The following is a 15,228-nucleotide window of genomic DNA, read 5'->3' as shown; positions in this document are numbered from 1 at the left end:
CCTCTGTTTGGAATAAATAGAACCTCTATTTTCTCCAAAGGAAGCCTCTGTTTTCTAAAACTGCATCTTTGTTTTTCCGAAATGAAAACCCGGTTTCCGTGTGACTTAAATTGTTTTTATAGTGACTTAAATTGTTTCTACAATGACCTAATTTGCTTTTATAATGACTTAAAAGCCTAAAATATAGCAATTAAAAGTACTATTTTTGAAGTATGTACTTTTTTGTCATCAGGTTCGTATGATTTACTCACCTCATTTTTTATCAGATACGTTATCTTTGCAATACTTAAATGAATGAAAATACCATGAATCGAATGAAACATTTATTTTGTGTTCTTTTACTAGCAGCTTTGGGAAGTTTTTCTTTCAAGGCAAACGCTTACACCGAACGCAATATGCTGCAAAAAGCGGCAGACGAAACTACGTTGAAAAACGTGTTGGTAATGAAACAAGCATGGGTGCCTTATCCTGCTTATACAGATCGTGCCGCCTGGGATTCTTTGATGGGCCCCAATAAGCAACGCCTCATCGAAGCCGGCGAAAAACTCCTCGACTATAAATGGCAACTGATACCTGCCACCGCTTATCTGGAATATGAACGTAGCGGTAACCGTAAAATAATGGAAGTTCCTTATGACGCCAACCGCCAGGCACTTAACGCCTTGATGCTCGCCGAACTGGCCGAAGGGAAAGGACGTTTTATCGACCAATTACTGAACGGAGCATATATGAGCTGTGAAATGAATTCATGGGTTCTATCCGCACACTTGCCCCGCCAGAGTAGCAAACGTTCACTTCCCGACTTCCGCGAACAGATTATCGACCTCGGTTCAGGCGGATACGGAGCTTTAATGGCCTGGGTACACTATTTCTTCCGCAAACCATTCGACAAAATCAATCCTGTGGTATCTTTGCAAATGCGTAAAGCAATCAAAGAACGTATTCTCGATCCGTATATGAATGACGACGAAATGTGGTGGATGGCTTTTAACTGGAAACCGGGAGAAATCATCAACAACTGGAATCCCTGGTGTAACTCCAATGCCCTGCAATGTTTCTTACTGATGGAGAACAATAAGGATAAGTTGGCGAAAGCTGTTTATCGCTCCATGCAGTCAGTCGATAAGTTTATCAACTTCGTGAAATCCGATGGTGCCTGTGAGGAGGGAACCTCTTACTGGGGACATGCTGCCGGAAAGCTCTACGACTATTTGCAGATACTCTCTGATGGCACAGGCGGTAAACTGTCTCTGTTCAATGAACCGATGATTCGCCGGATGGGAGAATATATGTCCCGCTCATACGTGGGCAATGGCTGGGTGGTGAATTTTGCTGATGCATCGGCACAAGGCGGAGGCGATCCTTTGTTAATCTATCGGTACGGTAAAGCTGTAAACAGCGATGAAATGATGCATTTTGCCGCATACCTGTTGAATGGAAGAAAACCGTATGCTACCATGGGCAACGATGCTTTTCGTTCGCTTCAATCTCTACTTTGCTGTAATGAGCTGGCAAAAGCAACTCCGAAACATGATATGCCGGATGTAACCTGGTATCCCGAGACGGAATTCTGTTATATGAAGAATAAGAACGGTATGTTTGTTGCCGCTAAAGGCGGATTTAATAACGAAAGCCATAACCACAACGATGTAGGAACCTTCTCTTTATATGTAAATACAATTCCTGTTATTATTGATGCCGGTGTAGGTACATATACCAAACAGACGTTCGGCAAGGACCGCTATACCATCTGGACTATGCAGAGCAACTATCATAACTTGCCGATGATTAACGGAGTACCGCAGAAATTCGGGCAGGAGTATAAAGCTACCAATACCGTTTGCGATGAGAAGAAACGGATGTTCTCTACGGATATAGCTACTGCTTATCCGGCAGAAGCGAAAGTGAAAAGCTGGGTTCGCTCTTATGCTCTTGATGATAAAAAACTCATTATTGGTGATATTTATACGTTGGATGAGGCTATTGCTCCTAATCAAATGAATTTTTTAACCTGGGGCAATGTGACTTTCCCTTCAGCCGGAAAAATCCGCATCGAAGTAAAGGGACAAAAGGTGGAAATGAACTATCCGTTGCAGTTTAAAGCCGAACTGGAAACAATTAAACTGGATGATCCGCGCCTGTCTAACGTATGGGGCAAAGAGATTTACCGCATCACACTAAAGACTGAAGAAAAGAAAGTGACTGGTAAATATGGATTTGTTATTCAACAAGTGAAGTAGGATGAAATAGATTTTTAAAGCTAGAAAAAATAAAGTATAAACAATTAAATCACAGTAAGATGAAAAAAGTATTATTTGCCGGGTTTTTGGTCCTTGCAGGAGTAAGCGTAAGTGCGCAGAACCTGATAAAAAACGAAAAATTCGCCACTGAAGTAAAGACTAAAGTGACTAATGCCAACAAAGCTACCGCAGGAGAGTGGTTTATCATGAATAATGAAGCTGACGGTGTAACTACTATTGCTTGGGAAGAAACAGGAGATGCCAAATATCCGAATGCAATGAAATTGGATAACTCCGGTGCTGAAAAGAATCTCTCTTGGTATAAAGTTTTCCTGGGACAACGTATTACCGATGGTTTGGACAAAGGTATCTATGTTCTTACTTTCTATGCAAAAGCTAAAGAAGCAGGAACTCCGGTCAGTGTATACATCAAACAGACCAATGAGGAAAAGAATGATAATGGTAAGTACAATACTACTTTCTTCATGCGTAGAGACTATGACGCAGATGCTCAACCAAATGCTTCGGGCGCACAATACAATTTTAAAATTAAAGATGCCGGTAAATGGACTAAAGTAGTGGTTTACTATGATATGGGACAAGTGGTTAATGCAATTAGCAGCAAGAAAGCAAATGCTAACTTGGAAGTGTCTGATACAGACGATGATGCTGCTATTCTGAAAGATTGTTATGTGGCTATTCTTTCCCAGAACAAAGGCGGCGTTGTAGAAATCAGCGACGTGACATTGAAGAAGAAATAAAGAGCAAAGGATTTAATATAGTAGGTTAACAAAAAAATAGGGCAGTGAAGTAGTGATACTTCGTTGCCCTATTTTTTTTGTTATATGAATATAATGGAGAGTTCCGAATAAATAAATGTATGAAACAGTCAATCTCCCTTCGGGACTGATTTCATGCGATTTATTGAATACCGAGTTTCTTCTTCAGTTCCTTAGGCAGAGAATCCTTGTGTACCATCACGCAGATTGTTTTAGCACGTACATAGCTTTCAGACATATTCAGATAACCTCCGGATTTGTTGCTTTCCGCTCCCCAGGAATTCTTGGTGATATAATATTTAGTACCATTCTGATCTTTCACAATGCCGGTGATGTGCATCAGGTGGTCGTCAGTTGTCACAAACTTCTCGTAACCATCCTGACGGATTTCCGGTGTTACGTTGATTTCCGGATAAGGCTGCTCAAACTTGAACACTTCGTCCATTCGTTGATATTTTGGCATTTTTTCAAAACGGGCACGGTCGGTAGTCGAGTAATCTTTCACATCCTCCACTTGCGGATTGATGGCGATTCCGTTCTTGAAAGAGAAACCCTGTTCGCTTACGTCACCGTCCCAACATACGGTATATCCTTTGTTTAGTGCATAGTCGATAGCCCCGATCAGTTCGTCCAACGGAAGATTATACATCGGCTGGTTTTCCCAGTTGTCGGGAACTTCAGGCGAGAATGTCTCATAATAAGGCTTGTGAGTGAAACTAGTCAACTCAACGTAATCATCCATATTCAATCCCAGACTTTCTGTGAAAGATTGAGGAGTATATTCTTTTCCTTTATAAGTGAATTTTTCGGGAAGCTTGCCCAGATAAATATCGAACAGATTATTAATAAGCGCATCAAATTGCGGAGTACGCTTTTTAGATTCAATATTTGCGTCTACCAATGCTTTGAGGTAGCGTGACAATGCACCGTGATTGTGGTCTTTGTTATCGCCCGGCAATCCGGTGTACACTTCTTCCGGAACAATTCCCGCTTTCTTATAAGCGTTTTTGAAAGTGTGTGCCAAACTTCCTTCACCGATACTTCCTTTACCACGACGGAGATAATTGTCCTCCATCTGATTCATGTACTTTTGGCGGACGATAAACATTTCCGAGAGATCATATTCTCCTTTTCCCATTCGGAGCAGTTCCGACTCCATGAAAGAAGCGGTGGCAAAGCACCAACAGGTTCCTGTGGAACCCTGATCTTTAACAGGCGTTGCTTGGTGGGACACAACGGTTGTGAACTCATAACCGGGTGTTTGTGCAAAAGAGGTTACGACCAATAAGAGGAGCGCAACCGACATAAATAGCTTTTTCATAATGTGTTTTATTATCTTTCTTCTGCAAATGTATAAAAAAAGCTCTAAGTTTGCAGTCGCAAGATAAGAGAGTGGAAAATTTATCTTAATAATACCAAGCGTGGCAGATAAATTTGTTCCGAGAACTTATTGAAGCAATGTCAGTCTTAATATCTTTGTTGTATGAAGAAGAAGACTGACAGGCAGGGAGAGGAATCCAGAAAAAAGCAAGTCCTTTGAGACTATCCCGCGTTACGGTCTCTCCCCGCCAAGCTGCAAAACTCCGATAGAATATTAAGGCTACGAGCCTATTTAGAGTTTAGAGTAAAAAACAGCTTTTTATCAGTCTTGAAAAAAAGATATGTAAAGATATGAAGAAACTATTTATCGGCATAGATTTTGCCAAAGAGAAATTCGATGCAGCCATCATCGAGGCTTGTGGACTCAAAGAGTTTGGTAATCGGGAATACGGCACGTTCACAAACGACAAAAAGGGCTATCGACAGTTCTTCAAATGGGTCAAAACGAATGCGGACAAGTCCGTGGAGAACGAGTGGTTATTCTGTGGCGAGGACACCGGATCATGTAGTCTGGGACTGAGCAAATGGCTGTATGGCAAAGGCCTTGACATATGGATTGAGAATGCCTATTCCATCAAGCATAGTAGCGGAATCCAACGTGTCAAGAGTGACAAGACCGACTCATCCATGATCGCAGAGTACGCCTGGAGACATCAAGACAAGGCAGTCCTGTTTGAGCCGCTTAGCGAATCGCTGTCACAACTTCGTGAGGTGTTTCTTTACCGGCATAAATTGGTACAGCAACATATTGCCATGGATGTTAGAAAGCAAGACAAGGAAGCCGCCGAACCCTCGAAGGCTATCAGTTTTATCAAGCGCAAAAGCAAGCATTTAATGTCTGAGATTGATAATGCCATCAAGGAATGCGACCTGATGATAGACCGCATCATAGAAAGTGATGCCGAACTTAAGGAGAACTATGCTATCATCACTTCGATAAAAGGCGTTGCACGTCAAAACGGAGCCTGTTTGCTTATCTTCACCAACAACTTCAGACGTTTTGACCTGGACGCACGCAAAATAGCCTGTTATTATGGTGTTGCCCCGTTTGGAAAAGATTCAGGCACAAGTATCCACTCTCCGGCTAAAACAAGCCATTTCGCCAACAAGCTCATAAAATCCTTGCTGGGACAGGCTGCTCATTGTGCAAAAAAATTCAATCCAGAGATAAGAGAGTATTATAACCGACTGATTGGGCGTGGTAAAAAGCCACAAGTGGCTTTAAACAATGTCAAGAACAAACTCATCAGGATTATTGTGGCTCTTGTGCGAAAGAAGGTCTATTACGACCCAAAAACATACATGTTTTACAATGCTAAATTTACCGATGTTAAGAAAATGTTAAACTCATAAAATGACTTGGATAGAAACATAGAATACGAGGATACTCGAAAGTTCCTCGCTCTATTTATTATAATTAGTGTGTTTATTTACATGGCAACCTGCTGTGACAGCAGTTTTTGAAGTTTACCGTTTAATGTTTGGCACATGGCACCATTTCCCATTGCTTGATAGCGTTTAATACGGTACTGTAACATCATAATTTTTTCATTTGCATTCTTTTTCATAATTTGTTTCCTCTTTTTTTGCCCTCCACGTTTTGAAGAGCGGTTTTACATCTTGTTTTCTCTAATAACACTGCAAAGATACAAATTGTTTTCGAATTATATGCTGTAAAACATAAAAATCTTCTTTTTCTTTTGAATTTTCTTTTTATAAGGGTTCGAACACGGTCTATATTACAAACCTGTTACAAAATTCCCGGATTTTCCCATCAATGACAATATTATTCTTATCTATCACATTTTTATGTACTTATCTAGGTATTCAGAAAATATTCTTCTATTTTTGTCAGTCAGCAACCTTATTAATAGAATAAACCAAACACTTATATGAAAACATTCACCCATCTTTTGTGCGTCCTGATTTTGTCGATTGTACTGTTTGCTTGTAACAATGCTCACTTCCTCAAAGAAGAATCCTACCGGAATCAAGTAGCTCAAGACTTTGAGCAGAAAAAACAGGCACTTCCTCATGGAGATTTATTTGCGATCTTTGGTGATTCTATTTTGTCAGTCTACGAGCGCGAAGCATTGATGTTTCTCTACGCTTATATGCCGATAGGGGATGTGACGGATTATCCGGGAGATTATTACTTGGAGAATGTCCGGCTGTCGAAGCAGACACGTGACGAGATGCCTTGGGGCAAAGAGATTCCCGATGAAGTGTTCCGTCATTTTGTTCTGCCGATCCGGGTGAATAACGAGAATCTGGATGATTCCCGTCGTGTGTTTTATGATGAACTAAAAGACAGGGTGAAGGGACTGCCGATGAAAGACGCGATATTAGAGGTGAACCACTGGTGTCACGAGAAAGTGGTCTATCGTCCGAGTGATGCGCGCACCAGCTCACCATTGGCATCTGTCAAAACAGCGTATGGACGTTGTGGCGAAGAGTCTACATTTACGGTGGCTGCGCTCCGGGCAGTCGGTATTCCGGCACGGCAAGTGTATACGCCCCGCTGGGCGCATACGGATGACAATCATGCTTGGGTGGAAGCATGGGCGGATGGACATTGGTACTTCTTTGGAGCTTGTGAACCGGAACCGGTTTTGAACCTGGGATGGTTTAATTCCCCTGCCAGTCGGGGAATGTTGATGCATACTAAGGTTTTCGGACGTTACAATGGTCCGGAAGAGATTATGCTTGAGACACCCAATTACACAGAAATTAATGTGATTGATAATTATGCCCCTACTGCCAAAGCTATCGTAACGGTGACGGATGCCGACGGTCAACCGGTAGCAGATGCCAAAGTCGAATTTAAGATATACAATTATGCGGAGTTCTATACAGTAGCCACGAAATATACAGATGCAGAGGGGAAAGCCAGCCTGACTGCCGGTAAAGGAGATATGTTGGTTTGGGCATCCCGCAACGGACAATTTGGTTATGCCAAAATCTCATTTGGAAAAGATGATGCATTGCAACTCTCTTTAAATAGGAAAGAAGGTGAAGCCTATTCCTTGCCAATGGATCTTGTACCTCCGGTGGAAGGAGCGAATATTCCCGAAGTCACTCCCGAACAACGGGCGGAAAATGATCGGCGGATGGTGCAGGAAGATTCAATCCGCAATGCGTATGTAGCAACAATGATGACGGAAAAACAGGCCAAAGAGTGGATAGATAAACTATATGGAAATACCTTACAACCGGAAAAGAAAGAAAAATTAGTAAACTTCCTGGTTGCTTCGCGAGGAAACCACCAAACCTTGAAAGACTTCCTTTCGCCTATCCGAAAAGAGAAAGACGCTGTTTCATGGGAAGAAATACGGGCTATATGGATATTAGAGAGTCTTTCGGCTAAAGATCTCCGCGATGTAACTCTGGATGTATTGAATGATCATCTGCTGACTAATATCTCGGATTGGGAGAAGATAGAGACTGATTTATTTAAAAGAATGTACCTCAATCCTCCTCGTATAGCCAATGAGATGTTGACTCCTTATAAGAAGGTACTTCGTGAAGCCATTGAAAAAACAGTGTACCAGTCTGTGCCCGATAGCATGAAACGTGATCCCAAAGTATTAATAGAATGGTGCAGAAAAGAGATTAAAATCAATAATGAACTGAATTCTCAACAGATTCCTATTTCTCCGATGGGAGTATGGAAAGCACGGGTGGCTGATGAAAAGTCGCGTGACATATTCTTTGTGGCAGCTTACCGGAGCATGGGATGGGCGTCCGCTGCCTGGATTGATGAAGTGACCGGAAAGGTGCAGATTCTAAATGAAGAATTTGCAAAGGAAGATGTCAACTTCGATACGGCAGAAGCTGCACAGTCTCGAAAGGGAGTATTGCAAGCTACTTATACTCCTATCCGCTCTGTGGAAGATCCTAAATATTATTCGCATTTCACTCTTTCCAAGTTTAAAAACGGCACATTCCAGTTGCTTAATTATGACGAAGGAGAGACGGATATGGGGGATGGAACTACCTGGCGTAATTTGTTAAAATATGGGAGAGAGCTTGATGAAGGCTATTATATGATGGTGACCGGAACTCGGTTGGCAAGTGGCGCGGTGCTTTCCAACAGTACATTTTTTACTATAGAACCCGGTAAGACAACCACCGTTGACCTTGTGATGCGTGAAAGCAAAGATCAGGTGCAAGTGATCGGCAATTTTAATTCGGAAGCGACCTATCGTCCGGTTGACAACACTGAACAGCGGAGTATTCTGCAAACCTGTGGACGTGGCTATTTTATAGTAGCTGTGCTTGGAGTAGGGCAGGAACCTACCAATCATGCGCTAAGAGATATAGCCGCTTTGGGCAATGACTTCGAACAATGGGGGCGTAAGATGGTCTTTCTTTTTCCTTCGGAAGAACAATACAAGAAATTTAATGCCGACGAATTCAAAGGACTTCCGTCTACCATCACCTACGGTATTGATGTCGATGATAGCATCCGCAAAGAAATTGTACAGGCTATGAATTTAAACAATTCTATTCTGCCGGTGTTTATCATTGCAGATACATTTAATAGGGTAGTCTTTGTTTCTCAAGGATATACAATCGGTTTGGGTGAGCAATTGATGAAAGTTGTACATGGGTTATAGAAACGAGGAGGTATACAATAATCGTTAATTCTTGCCCTTAATGCGTTTTTTCGGAAAAGAATGATTACGTTTGCAGCAAATTATGACTAAGTACATTTTTTGCATATTAGCATGTGCATTTCTGGTATTGGGATTTAGTAATGTTTCCAATAAAGAATTGCAGGGATTTCAGAAAAAAACTGAAACCTCGTCTAATGACATGCGATATGAAGCAGTGTCATGCTGTTGCGTTTCTTCTGCCGGCTTCGACAAGCCAGGTAAAGATTCTCATTCGCAGTTTGTTGACGAGACATCCACTTGTAATGTTAGTGACTGCATTTTTGACAATATCTCTTTTCCGAGAAGCATTGTTCCTTTCAAGAACCTGAAGTTCAATACCAATACTGTCATTATACAGATATTGAGCTCTCTGAATGTTATGCTTCCGGAGAATCGTTTGGGGCATACCGGCCTTGATGTCAATTACACTAAATATTCGTGTAAGTATTACGTCTATACATTGGCGCATATTCTCATTTAGACTATATTCTTATCTTTGGGTAAGGTGAGGTACCTATTCAGATCCTCCATCTACCATCATTTCCTTTATTTATTATCTTAGTTTTATTCATGTTAACATGGAAAACAAAGAATGTATTTCCTATGACTTGGAACAAAGGACGGATATTGATGTGCCTGTCTTTAAGGATTAAAATATTGTGTTCCCGTTGTGAAACGGGAGTTACGTCGTATAAAAGCAAGGATATATACCGAAGTGGTTTCAGGCAAATAATACCCGCCGATTGCTTCTATATGGTGATGAGGAAGGCCCAATGGGATTAACTTTCATGTGTGTCTAAATTTTGTAATGGTTTTACCATTGGGCGCCTCTTCTTTTTTGAATAAGATTATACAACCTAATTTTTTATATTACTATGATTCATTTATTACTATCTACTCTTGCGATGATGGGGCTTACGTTCCTCATCGGTTTTTTTGTCGCTGCGGTCATTAAGTTGATTGCCTATGCGGCCGATTCATTTGATTTTTATAGTTCTCACCGTTTGGAGCTACTCCGTTTGCGACGCTGGCGTCAGCATCGGCAAAAGGTGGAGAGATTAGTCCGACAGATTCCCATTGCAGATGAAGATGCTTTGGGAGATTTCCGTGAAGATTACAGTAAGGGGATCGACAGAAACTTTACTGGTTATTCCGGCTATTATCATGGCGTGAGTCCGGGAGCTTCTGAAAATAATCTGATGAATTATTATTATTCACAGGATACCCGCGAATTCTTTCTTCGGGAAGAAGAGCAGGCACATGTCAATAAGAAGAACTCAAAGAAACTTACTAACAACAAACAATAAAAGAAAACTAATTTATGGAAAATATAGATTTTGCTACCTTGTTTCAAGGTATTGGTACAATGATGGCAAGCGGATGGGTGCTTGCTTCTGCAAGAGTTTTTTTAGTACTTCTCGGTTTGTTACTGATCTATTTAGGCTGGAAAGGTATACTCGAACCGATGGTAATGATTCCGATGGGACTGGGAATGGTAGCTATCAACTGCGGAACCCTCATTATGCCCGACGGTACACTGGGTAATCTCTTTCTCGATCCGATGCTTTCAGATACGGATCAATTAATGAATACTATGCAGATAGATTTCCTGCAACCTGTTTATACCCTGACGTTTAGTAACGGGCTGATAGCTTGTTTTGTCTTTATGGGTATCGGGACGCTTCTGGATGTCGGCTTCCTGCTTCAGAAACCATTTGCAAGTATATTCCTGGCTTTGTGCGCAGAGCTGGGCACTTTTCTAACAGTACCTATTGCTTCTGCTCTTGGTCTGACTCTGAAAGAAAGTGCATCTGTGGCTATGGTGGGTGGAGCCGACGGACCAATGGTGTTGTTTACTTCGTTGGCATTGGCAAAGCATCTCTTTGTCCCTATTACGGTGGTTGCCTATCTTTATTTGGGCTTGACGTATGGAGGCTATCCTTACTTGGTAAAACTGTTGGTTCCCAAACGCTTCCGCGCTATTAAGATGGTGACAAAGAAAGCTCCGAAGAATTACGATGCTAAAGTGAAACTGGCTTTCTCTGCTGTTCTTTGTGCTATTCTCTGTTTCTTGTTCCCGGTAGCTTCTCCTTTGTTTTTCTCTTTGTTCCTGGGTGTTGCTGTTCGTGAGTCGGGTATGAAACATATCTATGATTTTGTGAGTGGTCCGTTGCTTTATGGTTCCACTTTTATGTTGGGCGTACTGCTGGGTGTACTTTGTGATGCACATCTGTTGCTCGATCCGAAGATCTTGAAACTATTAGTATTAGGTATTGTAGCATTATTACTTTCCGGTATCGGAGGAATAATCGGAGGATATATCATGTATATTATTAAACGGGGTAATTACAATCCGGTAATCGGTATTGCAGCTGTTAGCTGTGTACCCACTACCGCGAAGGTTGCACAAAAGATTGTAAGCAAAGATAATCCGGACTCATTTGTTCTGGGAGATGCCTTGGGAGCTAATATCTCGGGAGTAATTACTTCGGCTATTATTACAGGTATTTATATTACGATAATTCCATATTTATAAATAAAAGTATAGCAGTTTTTTGAGATACTGTTGGTAATAATGCAAAAAAGAAATGGTGAACAAAAGGCTTGAAGGCTGTATGTTCACCATTTCTGTCTTGTATTAGTACTATTATGAGACGATATCTCATCCCTTGCTGCCATATTTATCCATGTAAAGCGGCATCAATCGTTTCTTTTACTCTTCGTATGGAAGTTACATTTCGTTCGTATTCGTTGATGTGTACCGTGCCTCCCATGGAGACGGCTTCATTTTTGAATATCATTTCGCTCTGAATACTTTCACGTGCCGAGAAATGAAACTCGTTGATGCCGGTTTCTGCGGCAATGCGTGCGATATTATTTTCATTTACTCCACATCCGGCGAGTAATGTGATTCTTCCGGCAGCCTGTTTCTGTAACTCTTCTAAAAGGGGGATTCCCAGTTCAGCCGTAGGTTGTTGGCCGGAAGTCAGAATACGGTTACATCCCAGTTTGATGATCTGTTCCAATGCTCTCTGCGGGTTACGGCATACATCAAATGCCCGGTGAAAAGTCACAGATAGCCCTTGAGCAGCTTCCATTAGTTTCTGCATTACTGGCAAGTCTACTTCACCCTCTGCTGTCAGACAACCGAATACCACTCCGTCTGCCCCTAATTTTCGCGCCATTTCGATATCTTTCAGTATTGTCCGGATTTCGATATCCGAATACAGAAAATCTCCTCCACGAGGCCGGATAATAACGTGCAGGCGGGTATGAGTCAGTACTTCCCTTGCGATGGCGATCTCACCATAGGAGGGCGTTGTTCCACCTTCCGGTATTCCGGCACACAGTTCCACACGGTCTGCACCACCTTTCTGTGCGGCCAGGCAACTTTCCACTGAATTGGTACAAATCTCAAATTGATACTTTCCCATAGTCGTGTATTAAAAAAGGGCGAATTTCTTCGCCCTTATATGAATCTTCTTTTGAATCGTTACGTTATTTAGCGAAACTTACCGCACGTGTTTCACGGATGACGGTAATCTTCACTTGTCCCGGGTAAGTCATTTCATCCTGGATCTTCTTGGCGATTTCACCTGACAGGCTTTCTGTCTGCTTGTCGTCAATCTTATCTGCACCAACGATAACGCGGAGTTCGCGTCCTGCCTGGATAGCATACGTCTTTGTTACACCCGGATAAGCCATTGCTAGCTGTTCGAGATCGTTCAGACGCTTGATATAAGCCTCTACGATTTCGCGGCGTGCCCCCGGACGTGCACCGGAGATGGCATCACATACTTGTACGATAGGAGCCAGCAGACTGGTCATTTCTGTTTCGTCATGGTGAGCACCGATAGCGTTGCAGATATCCGGTTTTTCTTTGTATTTCTCGGCAAGTTTCATACCCAGCAATGCGTGTGGCAATTCTGGTTCTTCATCAGGCACTTTACCAATATCATGCAGCAAACCTGCACGTTTTGCTTTCTTCGGGTTCAGTCCCAGTTCCGATGCCATCACAGCACAAAGATTGGCTGTTTCGCGTGCATGCTGCAACAAGTTCTGACCGTATGAAGAACGATATTTCATCTTACCGATGATACGGATCAATTCAGGATGCAGACCGTGGATACCCAAGTCGATGGTCGTACGTTTACCCGTTTCGATAATTTCTTCTTCCACCTGTTTGCGTACTTTAGCTACCACCTCTTCGATACGGGCCGGATGGATACGTCCGTCAGTCACAAGCTGATGCAGGGCCAAACGGGCAATTTCACGGCGAACCGGGTCGAAGGCAGAAAGAACGATTGCTTCCGGAGTATCGTCTACAACGATTTCAACACCGGTAGCAGCTTCCAGAGCACGGATATTACGTCCTTCACGTCCGATAATACGTCCCTTGATTTCATCCGATTCGATATGGAATACTGTAACAGAGTTTTCAATGGCAGTTTCCGTAGCCACCCGTTGGATAGACTGGATAACGATACGTTTGGCTTCTTTGCTGGCAGTTAATTTAGCATCATCCATAATGTCGTTGATGAATGATTGTGCCTGCGTTTTAGCTTCTTCTTTCAGTGATTCTACCAGGCGTTCTTTGGCCTCTTCGGCAGACAATCCGGAGATTGCTTCCAGTTTATCGATTTCCTGCTGTTGCAGTTTATCGAGTTCTTCTTTTTTCTTGTCAACAATCACAAGTTGCGCTTCCAGATTCTCTTTTACCGCTTCGGCTTCCATCTTTTTACGTTGGATTTCTTCCTGACGCTGGCTAAGTACCATTTCACGTTGCTTCAACTTGTTTTCCGCTTGCTGAATCTTCTGATTCCGCAATGCTACCTCCTTTTCAAGGTCTGCTTTTTTATTCAGGAATTTCTCCTTCACTTCCAGCAGCTTGTTTTTCTTAATTACTTCCGCTTCCGTCTCCGCTTCTTTCAGGACATTATCGTATTTGGATTTCAGTACATACCGGAATAGTATATATGAAAGGACTCCTCCTACGATGAAGCAAGCAATTGCTGTTGCTATTATTGCTATCATTCTACATTTAATTTAAGTATATAAATAAAAACGCACCGCCAAATATCAAAGCAATTATTTTTGCTTGGATATTGTGCAGTGCGTGGTTGTTTTATCTCTTATCAGCGAATAGCCAGTCGGGATTTATTCTTCCTTAAAATAATCCTCCAGCAATTCTGTCAGTTCTTTTACCTTCTCCACATAGGGGCTGGTATCATTACGTTGCATCAATTGCAGTCTCTCTAACGAGAACTGATAGGCTACCATGGCAATAATTTTTTCGGGTTCCAGATTTTTATAGACTTCCCGATACTTATTAAGCCTGATATTTACCTGCTTGGCGGCTTCCCGTACCATTTGTTCTTCCTCGCGGTTGATGGTTAACGGGTAGTTTGAGTCTGCTATCTGCAGGTTTATCTTTATTTTATCGTTCATACATCTTCTTCTTATTCATTCAACAAAGCGATGCATTTATCGACTTCACGCACTAATTTTGACAATCGCAGCTTCGTCTCTTTTACGTCGCTGCCGTTAAGGCTGATTGCCGTAGCTGTTTTTAGGTTTGTATAGCTGACTTCCAATTCATCGTATTGAGCTTGTACCTTCTCGTTTTTCAGCTTTTCATTTTCGAGAAGCTTCTTCAACTCGGCATTTTCACGCTTAAGTTCATCGTGCAAATAAATCAAATGCCGTAGTTGCGTTTCAAAGGAATTCAATAACTTTTTTTCTTCTTCTGTCATCACTACACCAAAATTGTACACAAAAATACGATTAACTCTGATATTACAAAAACTTTTCGGGAGAAAATGTTCTTTTTAGCCTAAATTAGCTATGAACGGAGGGGAAAGTAGAGTATTGCATAGGAAGCAAATACAGCCTGCTTATAATATTATGGTATATTTTAAATTAATGCGAATTAGTAATTGAAAATGAATTGTCATTCATTTTTGTACGATTCTGAATCATTACAAAATCGATTAAATTTTTCTACTGGGTATTTATTTTCAATCTTTCTATTTCTTCTTTCACCTTTTCTCTGTCTCTTCGATGAATAAGGAGTTTGCGGGTGAAGAGTAACAATTTCACCATCTCTTCACCTGTAGCGAGTAGTTTCAAAAATAGTTTCAAGGCTTGAAACAATCTGTTTCACACCGAGAA

13 protein-coding genes are annotated in these 15,228 nt (G+C 41.7%); 7 read left to right on the top strand and 6 right to left on the bottom strand.

Going from position 1 to position 15,228, the window contains the following annotated elements:
- Nucleotides 1-305: 305 nt before the first annotated feature.
- Both HMPREF9009_RS21960 and HMPREF9009_RS21955 read left to right on the top strand, forming a co-directional pair.
- Nucleotides 306-2,240 (top strand): heparinase II/III domain-containing protein, encoded by a 1,935-nt coding sequence (locus HMPREF9009_RS21960; protein WP_022199110.1) that lies wholly within the window; start codon nucleotides 306-308, stop codon nucleotides 2,238-2,240.
- A 59-nt stretch (nucleotides 2,241-2,299) separates the two neighbouring features.
- The gene (locus tag HMPREF9009_RS21955; RefSeq protein ID WP_049703267.1) at nucleotides 2,300-3,001 is read left to right on the top strand and encodes a DUF4627 domain-containing protein; all 702 of its coding nucleotides are present in this window, start codon (nucleotides 2,300-2,302) and stop codon (nucleotides 2,999-3,001) included.
- A gap of 160 nt (nucleotides 3,002-3,161) precedes the next feature.
- On the opposite strand, the gene HMPREF9009_RS21950 is transcribed toward HMPREF9009_RS21955, so the two are convergent.
- Nucleotides 3,162-4,340, bottom strand: a complete 1,179-nt coding sequence (locus tag HMPREF9009_RS21950) for a C1 family peptidase (protein WP_049703266.1) — start codon at nucleotides 4,338-4,340, stop codon at nucleotides 3,162-3,164.
- Between the two features lie 350 nt (nucleotides 4,341-4,690).
- On the opposite strand from HMPREF9009_RS21950, the gene HMPREF9009_RS21945 reads away from it, so the two are divergent.
- Nucleotides 4,691-5,752, top strand: coding sequence for an IS110 family transposase (locus tag HMPREF9009_RS21945; RefSeq protein WP_049701432.1), 1,062 nt, complete (start codon nucleotides 4,691-4,693; stop codon nucleotides 5,750-5,752).
- Nucleotides 5,753-5,829: 77 nt separating this feature from the next.
- Here HMPREF9009_RS21945 and HMPREF9009_RS26045 read toward each other — a convergent pair whose 3' ends face one another.
- The gene (locus HMPREF9009_RS26045) at nucleotides 5,830-5,967 is read right to left on the bottom strand and encodes a hypothetical protein (protein WP_004301914.1); all 138 of its coding nucleotides are present in this window, start codon (nucleotides 5,965-5,967) and stop codon (nucleotides 5,830-5,832) included.
- A gap of 324 nt (nucleotides 5,968-6,291) precedes the next feature.
- Here HMPREF9009_RS26045 and HMPREF9009_RS21940 point away from each other — a divergent pair, with 324 nt between their 5' ends.
- From HMPREF9009_RS21940 to HMPREF9009_RS21925, 4 genes are all read left to right on the top strand, one after another.
- Nucleotides 6,292-9,018: a transglutaminase domain-containing protein gene (locus HMPREF9009_RS21940; RefSeq protein ID WP_049703265.1), complete on the top strand. Its 2,727-nt coding sequence runs from the start codon at nucleotides 6,292-6,294 to the stop codon at nucleotides 9,016-9,018.
- An 82-nt stretch (nucleotides 9,019-9,100) separates the two neighbouring features.
- Nucleotides 9,101-9,538: a hypothetical protein gene (locus HMPREF9009_RS21935; protein ID WP_008645296.1), complete on the top strand. Its 438-nt coding sequence runs from the start codon at nucleotides 9,101-9,103 to the stop codon at nucleotides 9,536-9,538.
- A gap of 394 nt (nucleotides 9,539-9,932) precedes the next feature.
- Nucleotides 9,933-10,364 carry a hypothetical protein gene (locus HMPREF9009_RS21930; protein WP_008021027.1) on the top strand — a complete coding sequence of 144 codons (432 nt, stop codon included), beginning with the start codon at nucleotides 9,933-9,935 and terminating at the stop codon, nucleotides 10,362-10,364.
- Nucleotides 10,365-10,378: 14 nt separating this feature from the next.
- On the top strand, nucleotides 10,379-11,593 hold the full coding sequence (locus tag HMPREF9009_RS21925; RefSeq protein WP_004308326.1) for a sodium ion-translocating decarboxylase subunit beta: 1,215 nt from the start codon (nucleotides 10,379-10,381) through the stop codon (nucleotides 11,591-11,593).
- A gap of 145 nt (nucleotides 11,594-11,738) precedes the next feature.
- Here the strand turns inward: HMPREF9009_RS21925 and HMPREF9009_RS21920 are convergent, their stop codons facing one another.
- From HMPREF9009_RS21920 to HMPREF9009_RS21905, 4 genes are all read right to left on the bottom strand, one after another.
- Nucleotides 11,739-12,491: a copper homeostasis protein CutC gene (locus HMPREF9009_RS21920; protein WP_049703264.1), complete on the bottom strand. Its 753-nt coding sequence runs from the start codon at nucleotides 12,489-12,491 to the stop codon at nucleotides 11,739-11,741.
- A 64-nt stretch (nucleotides 12,492-12,555) separates the two neighbouring features.
- Nucleotides 12,556-14,091 (bottom strand): ribonuclease Y, encoded by a 1,536-nt coding sequence (gene rny, locus HMPREF9009_RS21915; protein ID WP_004313412.1) that lies wholly within the window; start codon nucleotides 14,089-14,091, stop codon nucleotides 12,556-12,558.
- A gap of 123 nt (nucleotides 14,092-14,214) precedes the next feature.
- Complete coding sequence (locus HMPREF9009_RS21910; RefSeq protein ID WP_004304741.1) at nucleotides 14,215-14,505, bottom strand: cell division protein ZapA; 291 nt, start codon at nucleotides 14,503-14,505, stop codon at nucleotides 14,215-14,217.
- A gap of 11 nt (nucleotides 14,506-14,516) precedes the next feature.
- The gene (locus HMPREF9009_RS21905; protein ID WP_004304743.1) at nucleotides 14,517-14,831 is read right to left on the bottom strand and encodes a hypothetical protein; all 315 of its coding nucleotides are present in this window, start codon (nucleotides 14,829-14,831) and stop codon (nucleotides 14,517-14,519) included.
- Nucleotides 14,832-15,228 lie beyond the last annotated feature (397 nt).

Source organism: Bacteroides sp. 3_1_13 (assembly GCF_001185845.1).
Lineage (GTDB): Bacteria > Bacteroidota > Bacteroidia > Bacteroidales > Bacteroidaceae > Bacteroides > Bacteroides xylanisolvens.
This window is presented reverse-complemented; position numbering and strand designations above follow the sequence as displayed.

What these genes read in the sequence shown, in the direction of transcription:
- HMPREF9009_RS21960 (WP_022199110.1), top strand. Translation starts at nt 306, where the DNA reads ATGAATCGAATGAAACATTTATTTTGTGTTCTTTTACTAGCAGCTTTG.
- HMPREF9009_RS21955 (WP_049703267.1), top strand. Translation starts at nt 2,300, where the DNA reads ATGAAAAAAGTATTATTTGCCGGGTTTTTGGTCCTTGCAGGAGTAAGC.
- HMPREF9009_RS21950 (WP_049703266.1), bottom strand. Translation starts at nt 4,340, where the DNA reads ATGAAAAAGCTATTTATGTCGGTTGCGCTCCTCTTATTGGTCGTAACC.
- HMPREF9009_RS21945 (WP_049701432.1), top strand. Translation starts at nt 4,691, where the DNA reads ATGAAGAAACTATTTATCGGCATAGATTTTGCCAAAGAGAAATTCGAT.
- HMPREF9009_RS26045 (WP_004301914.1), bottom strand. Translation starts at nt 5,967, where the DNA reads ATGAAAAAGAATGCAAATGAAAAAATTATGATGTTACAGTACCGTATT.
- HMPREF9009_RS21940 (WP_049703265.1), top strand. Translation starts at nt 6,292, where the DNA reads ATGAAAACATTCACCCATCTTTTGTGCGTCCTGATTTTGTCGATTGTA.
- HMPREF9009_RS21935 (WP_008645296.1), top strand. Translation starts at nt 9,101, where the DNA reads ATGACTAAGTACATTTTTTGCATATTAGCATGTGCATTTCTGGTATTG.
- HMPREF9009_RS21930 (WP_008021027.1), top strand. Translation starts at nt 9,933, where the DNA reads ATGATTCATTTATTACTATCTACTCTTGCGATGATGGGGCTTACGTTC.
- HMPREF9009_RS21925 (WP_004308326.1), top strand. Translation starts at nt 10,379, where the DNA reads ATGGAAAATATAGATTTTGCTACCTTGTTTCAAGGTATTGGTACAATG.
- HMPREF9009_RS21920 (WP_049703264.1), bottom strand. Translation starts at nt 12,491, where the DNA reads ATGGGAAAGTATCAATTTGAGATTTGTACCAATTCAGTGGAAAGTTGC.
- rny (WP_004313412.1), bottom strand. Translation starts at nt 14,091, where the DNA reads ATGATAGCAATAATAGCAACAGCAATTGCTTGCTTCATCGTAGGAGGA.
- HMPREF9009_RS21910 (WP_004304741.1), bottom strand. Translation starts at nt 14,505, where the DNA reads ATGAACGATAAAATAAAGATAAACCTGCAGATAGCAGACTCAAACTAC.